Annotated in this window: 2 protein-coding genes and 1 tRNA gene; 1 reads left to right on the top strand and 2 read right to left on the bottom strand. The window is 55.7% G+C overall.

The window, feature by feature from the left end; translation table 11 throughout:
- Window positions 1-19 precede the first annotated feature (19 nt).
- On the bottom strand, window positions 20-1,462 hold the full coding sequence (mgtE, locus tag AAAB16_RS23165; RefSeq protein WP_110617952.1) for a magnesium transporter: 1,443 nt from the start codon (window positions 1,460-1,462) through the stop codon (window positions 20-22).
- A 317-nt stretch (window positions 1,463-1,779) separates the two neighbouring features.
- Between mgtE and AAAB16_RS23160 the strand changes: the two genes are divergently transcribed.
- Window positions 1,780-2,274, top strand: a complete 495-nt coding sequence (locus AAAB16_RS23160) for a DUF4124 domain-containing protein (protein ID WP_340665461.1) — start codon at window positions 1,780-1,782, stop codon at window positions 2,272-2,274.
- A gap of 42 nt (window positions 2,275-2,316) precedes the next feature.
- Here AAAB16_RS23160 and AAAB16_RS23155 read toward each other — a convergent pair.
- Window positions 2,317-2,393, bottom strand: a tRNA-Arg gene (locus AAAB16_RS23155).
- Between the last annotated feature and the right edge of the window lie 125 nt (window positions 2,394-2,518).

The following is a 2,518-nucleotide window of genomic DNA, read 5'->3' as shown; positions in this document are numbered from 1 at the left end:
GGCTTAAATACGTCTCGGCCTAGAGTAAGAACAACGTCGCCAGGCCCAGGAAGATAAAGAAGCCGCCGCTGTCAGTAACAGCGGTAATCATCACACTGGAGCCTAACGCCGGGTCGCGCCCCAAGCGCGTCAGCGTCATCGGGATCAATACCCCCATAAGCGCCGCCAGTAACAGATTCAGCGTCATCGCCGCCGTCATCACTAAGCCTAACGACCAGCTGTGATAAAGCAGGTAAGCGACTATCCCGATCACCCCGCCCCACACCAAACCGTTAAACAACGAAACCGCCAGCTCCTTGCGCATCAACCGCGACGTATTGCCGGTGCTGACCTGATCCAACGCCATCGCCCGCACGATCATGGTGATTGTCTGGTTGCCGGAGTTGCCACCGATACCCGCCACAATCGGCATCAATGCCGCCAGCGCCACGAGCTTCTCGATAGAGCCCTCAAACAAGCCGATCACCCGCGATGCAATAAACGCGGTGACCAAGTTAACCGCCAGCCAAGACCAGCGGTTACGCAGTGACTTCCACACGGAGGCGAAGATATCTTCCTCTTCGCGCAGACCCGCCATATTCAATACTTCGGTCTCGCTTTCTTCACGAATCAAGTCGACCATTTCGTCGATGGTCAGACGACCAATGAGCTTGCCGTTTTTATCGACGACAGGCGCCGAAATAAGGTCGTAGCGCTCAAACGCTTGCGCAGCATCGTAAGCATCTTCATCCGGATGAAAACTTACCGGATCGTCTGCCATCACCTCGGCAACTTGCTTGTCGGGATCGTTGACCAGCAGCCGCTTGATCGGTAGCACGCCTTTGAGCACGCCGTCGTAATCGACCACAAACAATTTGTCTGTGTGGCCTGGCAATTCTTTCAGTCGACGCAGATAACGAAGCACAACTTCCAGGCTGACGTCTTCGCGGATGGTGACCATCTCGAAGTCCATCAACGCACCGATCTGGTCTTCCTCGTAAGACAACGCCGAACGCACGCGCTCGCGCTGCTGGGCATCGAGGGTTTCCATCAGCTCGTGGACGACGTCGCGGGGTAACTCTGGCGCCAGGTCAGCCAGTTCGTCGGCGTCCATGTCCTTGGCGGCGGCAAGAATCTCGTGATCATCCATGTCGGCGATCAAGGTTTCACGCACCGAGTCGGACACCTCAAGCAGGATGTCGCCGTCGCGCTCAGCTTTGACCAACTGCCATACGGTCAGACGATCATCCAGCGGTAGCGCTTCGAGAATGTGGGCAACGTCGGCGGAGTGCAGATCATCGAGCTTGCGTTGCAACTCGGCGAGGTTCTGCCGGTGCACCAGGCTTTCAACCCGCTCCTGATTCTGGCCTTCCTGACGATGCGTCAGGTCTTCGACCAGCTTGTGGCGGTGCAGCAGTTCAACGACTTGTGCGAGTCGGTCCTGCAGGCTTTCTTGCGGCTTTTTTACTTCTACTTCGGTCATAGCACACTCCACCCCCAGCGGCAGAGCGCGCCAAAGGGATCAATCAGTCAATTCATGATTGGTAAAGCGAGAATTTGAGCGACTACTGGGTAAGTCCATGATGGCAATCCATAAGCCTCGGCGAGGCTGACCGGCAAATGATACCACTGCTCCAAGGCTTTGCATGCGAGAAAATCTAGGCAAGAACAAGCGCTTGCACAACAAAGCTCGGTTATTTCTGAATCTTGTGTACGACGCATTGCAAACCGCCGGAGGCACGATTAAGTGACGAAAAAATAAGCGTAGGGTGCTCTGGCAACCGTCACGGAGGACGCGCCATGCACCCATCCATTTACGCAACAACACTTATCTTCGCCCTCGCCCCAACAGCGCTTCTCGCGACCACAGTGCACAGGTGCGAGGACAGCAACGGCAAAATCACCTTTACCCACCTTGGCTGCCCAACTGATCAACAGCTGCAGCTACAAAACGCCGACAACCCGCCACCCAGCGGCGAGGCGCCAGCCCCAAAAGAGAAATCCGCGAGAAAAGCCAAAGCGTCCAAGACCGAGGGCAAGCGCCAAGGCATTGTCGGTATTGGTCAGCGTCAGGACGGCTGTGGCAATCAGGTAACGCCCAGCGCCAGGCGCAAAGCCATGATCAATAAAGAGGCGCGCGCAGGAATGAGTAGAGCAGACGTTGAAAGCATGCTCGGCAAACCCGATAGCATCAGCAGCCAGAACGGCAAGGTGCGTTACAACTACGTCGACAAACAAGACAAGGGCCGCAAACGCAGCATCAGTTTTGACAGCGAGGGCTGCGTAAAACCCTAGGCAATAAAAAAAGGGCCTGCATTTCTGCAGGCCCTTTAAATATGGTGCACTCAGGAGGATTCGAACCTCCGACCGCTCGGTTCGTAGCCGAGTACTCTATCCAGCTGAGCTATGAGTGCAAGTGGCGCTTTTTGACCAGATCACCGCTGGCTGAAGCAAACAACCTGCATTACTGCGAGCTGTTTAATATGGTGCACTCAGGAGGATTCGAACCTCCGACCGCTCGGTTCGTAGCCGAGTACTC

The sequence above is a fragment of the Pseudomonas sp. genome (assembly GCF_037994325.1).
Lineage (GTDB): Bacteria > Pseudomonadota > Gammaproteobacteria > Pseudomonadales > Pseudomonadaceae > Aquipseudomonas.
Note: the sequence above shows the minus strand (reverse complement) of the source record. Positions and strands in the feature narration are given on the sequence as shown.

Bases quoted from the DNA above. Each gene is read 5' to 3' on its own strand.
- mgtE (WP_110617952.1), bottom strand. From the start codon at position 1,462: ATGACCGAAGTAGAAGTAAAAAAGCCGCAAGAAAGCCTGCAGGACCGA.
- AAAB16_RS23160 (WP_340665461.1), top strand. From the start codon at position 1,780: ATGCACCCATCCATTTACGCAACAACACTTATCTTCGCCCTCGCCCCA.